This is a genomic window from Gemmatimonas sp. (assembly GCF_041689975.1).
In the GTDB taxonomy this organism is placed as follows: Bacteria; Gemmatimonadota; Gemmatimonadetes; order Gemmatimonadales; family Gemmatimonadaceae; genus Gemmatimonas.
This window is the reverse complement of sequence record NZ_JBDNFF010000402.1, coordinates 1-5,294: the sequence shown is the minus strand read 5'-3', so window position 1 is coordinate 5,294 and position 5,294 is coordinate 1. Positions and strand designations below refer to the sequence as shown.

Sequence of the window (5,294 nt, the reverse complement as noted above, 5' to 3'; positions counted from 1 at the left end):
TTCGCGTGCGGCACAAACACAAATCACCGACCCGTCTTCGGGCTTCCGCGTGATCCGAGAGCCGCTTCTGTCCGAGTTCGCCCGCGAGTACCCCTCCCAGTACCTCGGGGATACTTTCGGGGCCCTCGTAGATGCAGGGCGGGCGGGCTTCACAGTTATCGAAACGCCGGTCGTCATGCGTGAGCGGGCCGGCGGCGTCCCGTCGGCGGGCACGCTTGCGTCAATAAGATTTCTTGTCCGTGCGTTCCTTACCGTGATGATCGGCTCGGGCCATCGTTATCGCGTGCCCGCAGCGACACCGGGAGCGCCTTCGTGAGTGCGCAGGCGATGGCCGGGGCTAGCGTGTGGAGCCGTCCGGGGCAAATAATCGTCATCTCAATTGTTTCGGTGTGTCTCTCGCTAATCGTGCTCTCAATGGCACGCCGCAGCCAGCTTTCAATGCGGTACACACTCGGCTGGATCTTCGTCGCTATCTGCGTAGCGATCGGTGGTCTCTTTGGCGGTCTCGTCGAGCCCTTCGCTAACGCGCTTGACGTGGACTCAGCGGTGCTCGTCGCCGGCGTCACAGCGACTGGTCTCCTCGCGATCGCCGTACAGTTGTCGATCAGTGTGTCGGGGCTTATCGAGATCAGTCGAACGCTCGCCGAATCGTTGGCGCTCCTCCAGGAGCGGCTCGAGGCGCTCGAAGCTGAACGAACGCACAACGGTAAGGAGGGCGAGTGCTGATCACGCTCGACGTCGAAAACCACTCCGTGGTCGGGGAGCCGAGACGGTTCGCCGAGGCGCTCGGGCCTCTTTTGGGGGCGCTCGCTTCCCGACGGCTGCGAGCGACGTTCTTCGTCGTCGGATCACTCGCCCCCAGCTGGCGGAGTGAGCTGCTCGATCTAGTAGCCCAGGGACACGAAGTAGGTCTCCACGGACACCAACACCGCCTCTTACGCGACCTCGGTCCGACCGGCACCAGCGACGACCTGGCGCGCGGTCGCGACGTTCTCGGCGAGATCCTCGGGGAGCCACCGATCGGCTATCGGGCGCCATACTTTGGTCTCACCGGCGAAACGCCCTGGGCGCCGGACCTAATCCTGGAGGCTGGATTCGAATACTCGTCAAGCGTCCTCCCCGCATGGAACCCCCAGGCTGGATTCCCAAAAGCGCCGCGTGCGCCGTTCCGCTGGGCGAACGGTCTCGTCGAGTTCCCGACGCCGGTGTTCGGTGCGGGGCCGCTTGCGGTGCCATTGCTCGGCGGGGCCTATCTGCGACTTGCACCATCGCCGCTCGTCCACCTGGCAGCGAGACAAGCGCGCCGTAGGGAGGGCCAATGGACCTACGCTCACCCCTACGACTTCGACGTCGACGAACCGTTCGCCCGCTACGACGGACAATCCTGGCTCCTCGCACGGCTGCTTTCCCTGCGCCGTGGATTGATGCTGCGCCGGGTCCTGTCGGTCGCCGACACAGCGGCGCGCCCACTCGGCGAGCTGGCCGCGGATCCCGAGTTCGTCGCCAGACTCGGGTCCTATTCCTTCTGACGCGGTCAGCACCGTCAGGGGCCCCTGCTTGGCAGAGTGGTACCCTCGTCATTGTGAATGAAGTCACCGTGAACGAGCCCTTGTTGTCGGAGGACGAGTTCAGTGGATTGCTGGAGGGAGAACGACAGTCAGAGTCAGCCTCACCCCAACGATTTCACTCTGTACTGGACCACGACCCACCAACCCCAAGCCGCATAGCGACTGGACCACCAACCGGGTCCCCTTACTTCGACCTCATTGTATGCTGAACGAGTTTGCGACCTCGACACGTTTCGTTAATACGTCGGCCCTCCGCACGGGCCATGTCCTCCACGAAGGAAAGCTCAGTCAGGAGGTCGTTGATCTTGTCTACGAGGGGTCTCGGCAGCGAGTACTCTACGCAGTGACCAGTCGCATCTGGGACCGAACGAATGTGATCAACCGTCGTTCGTCTCTGTCTAAATACCTGCCGCTCCTGGTGGCGGAACGCGACTTTGAGCTTTCGCAGGTCAAGTCCACGGATCGGCAGCTCAGTGAGGACTGAGAATCGAATCGTTGCTCCAAGACCCCCCGATCGTGAGATGCGTGTCGCTGTGACGGGGGCGACTGGATACCTCGGCATGGCGGTGATGCAGGAACTCCTATCACGAGGTGCGACCGCAGTTTCCTTTGGTCGGGGACAGTGCGCAGGAGTGCCGTACCAACTCGGTGATCGGCCCGACTTGACCGGTTACGACGTACTCGTGCACCTCGCTTGGTCTCACGGGAGCAGGTCAGCTGAGGAATACCAGCTCAACGTGGCGGGCAGCGTCAGATTGGTTGATGAAGCCCGTCGGGCTGGGGCTGCCGTCGTATTCGTCTCCTCTATCTCTGCACGGGCCGGCAGGCACTCAACTTACGGTCACGCTAAGCAAGTAGTGGAGCGGGCAGTCGAGACCGCTGGAGGACGGGTGGTAAGGCCTGGATTAGTGGTCGATGCCCCGCTCGCTGGTTTGCCCCTCCTGCTTCGCACCGCTGCGGAGAAACTCCCGATTCTGCCTCTACCGATGGCGGATGACCTTTGCGTATGGGTCGTGAGCAGGATGACGGCTGCAGTAGCCATCGTCGACGCGGCTTGGCAACAAGATATCCATCCTGCGATTTGTGTAACTGGAGAGCCGATCTCTCTGCGTGATTTGGCCTATCGAGTGCAAGAAGGCATGCCGCGCCGCAGGCGAGTAGTCTCAGTAGCGCCGTGGATCTCTGTTGGCTTGTTTCGGCTTGTCGGGCTGTCTGGGAAGCGGGGCCGAGCGATACAGGACAGCTTCAGTGGACTGCTTCATAGCCAGAACCCCGGCATCGAGGAGTCGATCGTGACGAGCGGAGCAACGGAGTCAACTCTGGGCGCAGGTCCGAGCTTCCTTCCCAACACCCTTGAGCGCCTGTCTGCGCATGACGAGGTCCTGCGGTCGAAGCCTGAGATCGTCGAGGTCTTCCAAGAGATTCACCACCAATTACTTGCATTGGAAGCCGAGCACTCCAGGTGTTCTGCATCGACTCGTGTGGAGTTGGGGTCCGGCAGCTTCCCACTCTCGAGCACTGATCCAGGCGTGTTGGCCAGCGAGGTTGTCTCCGGCGCCTCGGTCGACCTTGTCTTCGACGGAACCCGAATGCCCTTCGCTGATCAGTCGGTCTCAACCCTCTTTCTCCAAAACGTGTTCCATCACTTTGGAGACCCGGCCCGGTTCTTGGACGAGGCCCTCCGTGTGCTGCCGATGGGGGGTCTCGTTGTGCTGTTCGAGCCGTATCACGGTCTTGCTTCGCAACTGATGTACCCGAGGCTCTTTTCCACCGAGACCTTCGACAAGAAGATGCTGGGATGGAACGTAGAGTCCGGCGGACCGACGGTTGTCGCGAACCAGGCGCTTAGCTACATCGTGTTTGTCAGAGACCGAAGTGAATTCGAACGACACTTCAAGGATCTAGAGATCGTGTCCGCGCAACCGTTCACGAACTGGCCGAGATATCTCGCATCGGGTGGCTTGAACTTTCGGCGGGTGCTGCCGAGGCGGGCATTCCGGGCGTTAAAGGCTATTGAGCCGCGGCTCGGCCGCCTACATCAGGTTCTCGGCTTGCACCAGTTCATCGTCCTCCGGCGAACCGGCTTAACCCGATAGCCCATGAAGCGATACTCAACCGTGATCATCGGAAGCGGTCCTTGCGGATACGCAGCCGCCCTTGGCCTCATTGGAGCTGGTCAGGATATAGCTATCATCGACTTTGGCGAATCCCCCGATGTGGAACGAACCGAACTTCGCGGATCGTCCACGATTGCCCTCAAGGGTGAGCGTGAACGTGCGCGGGTCTTCGGCTATCCGAGTTCGATGGTTGTTGCGAGGGGCTTCAAGCACCTGCCGCTGTCGAGCGCACGGGGAGGGCTCTCGAACAGCTGGGGAGCCGGGGTTCTGGCCCGCAGTCGTACCGACTGCCCCGAGCTCGAGCCGGTGTTCGATGGCATTGAGGCCGGGTATGGCGCGCTCTTCGCCGAAATCCCAGTCATTGGCTGCGACGACGAGATCTCGAAACGGTTTCCATGGCCAACGATCTCCGCCGCCGGGCCATGCTCCACTCGCTACTCGGACTTCCTGAGCGAACTCCATCCTGATCCGCAGTCGGATGTTCTGGTGGGTCGTGCCCGTTCGGCAATTGATGCCGCGGGTGAACGGTGCATCCGATGTGGGCTGTGCCTACACGGGTGCCCGAGAGATCTGTTCTTCTCGGCGGGGACTGCCATACGAGAGTTTGCTTCGTCTGACTCTTGCAGTCTACTGACGGGTCCAGTTACGAGGCTCGTTCCATCGAGGCATGAAGTCGTCTTGGAACTCCCGTTCGGAAAAGTGCGTGCTGAGAGAGTGATTCTTGCGCTAGGACCGGTGGCAACTCCCGCACTTCTTCAGCGATCCGGCCTCGTGCCCAAAGACCTAATAGTGAAAGACAGCGCCGTCTTCTACACGGCGCTCCTCAACTCCCGTCGGTCGTTGGGAGATGAATGGGACGTCACTTCATGCCAAGCTGCGTTATACTCCGGGCGGCGGGGTGCAGACGACTTCCAGCTTGCCTTGTACGAAAGCAATCCTGAGTACGCCGAGCGGCTTGCAGGTGTCCTTCCATTGCTCGGAGGGCTTTTGCGTCCTCCTGAGATACTTACGCAACGACTGAACGCTGGGATTGGTTTCCTTGACTCGAGCGTCAGCGGCACCCTGCGTTTGCGGTTTGTCGGAGGACGGACGGTCGTGAACCGTCAAACTGCCCGGGGTACCTGGGACGTCGCTCGGCGTGTCATGCAACGCGTCAACAGCCGACTGCGCGGGCTCGGGATCAAGCCCGTGCCTGGCGCGATTCTCGTGCCCCCGCCTGGAAGTGGGTACCATTCTGGGGCCTCCTTGCCGATGGGAGGCGACTTTGTCGGTTTCGATGGAGCACTACGATCGTCACCGTTGGTTTATGTGGCGGATGCCTCGTCATTGCCCAGAGTGTGGGCGGGTTCTCACACCTTCACGGCAATGGCGAATGCTCATCGGATTGCGTCATCGATTCGCATCGACTGAACAGCTGAAGTGTGGCGTCCTCGAGAATACGAAGTTCATCGGGTGGACCGCGGCAGAACGAGACCCCCTCGTCGTTTGGGTGCCGATGTGCGCCTTGGTAGGACAACGCGGCATATCCGGCTCTACGCGACTGAGTGTGGTTGACGGCCTCGGATTCTGCGAGTTGGGATGGTAGTCCATTTGATGCCGAGTCGGCCGA

Annotated in this window: 3 protein-coding genes and 2 pseudogenes; all 5 read left to right on the top strand. The window is 61.1% G+C overall.

Annotated features, from left to right (window positions below):
• Window positions 1-316, top strand: a pseudogene (locus ACESNG_RS22975) (glycosyltransferase family 2 protein); the annotation flags it as partial.
• On the top strand, window positions 313-726 hold the full coding sequence (locus ACESNG_RS22970) for a DUF2304 domain-containing protein (protein WP_373071029.1): 414 nt from the start codon (window positions 313-315) through the stop codon (window positions 724-726). The pseudogene ACESNG_RS22975 and the gene ACESNG_RS22970, both read left to right, overlap by 4 nt.
• Window positions 720-1,529, top strand: coding sequence for a DUF3473 domain-containing protein (locus tag ACESNG_RS22965; RefSeq protein WP_373071027.1), 810 nt, complete (start codon window positions 720-722; stop codon window positions 1,527-1,529). Before ACESNG_RS22970 ends, ACESNG_RS22965 begins: the two co-directional genes overlap by 7 nt.
• Window positions 1,530-2,089: 560 nt before the next feature.
• Window positions 2,090-2,428: pseudogene (locus ACESNG_RS22960) on the top strand (NAD-dependent epimerase/dehydratase family protein); the annotation flags it as partial.
• Window positions 2,429-2,758: 330 nt separating this feature from the next.
• A complete protein-coding gene (locus ACESNG_RS22955; RefSeq protein ID WP_373071031.1) occupies window positions 2,759-3,664 on the top strand; it encodes a methyltransferase domain-containing protein in 906 nt (301 codons plus the stop codon).
• Window positions 3,665-5,294: the final 1,630 nt, after the last annotated feature.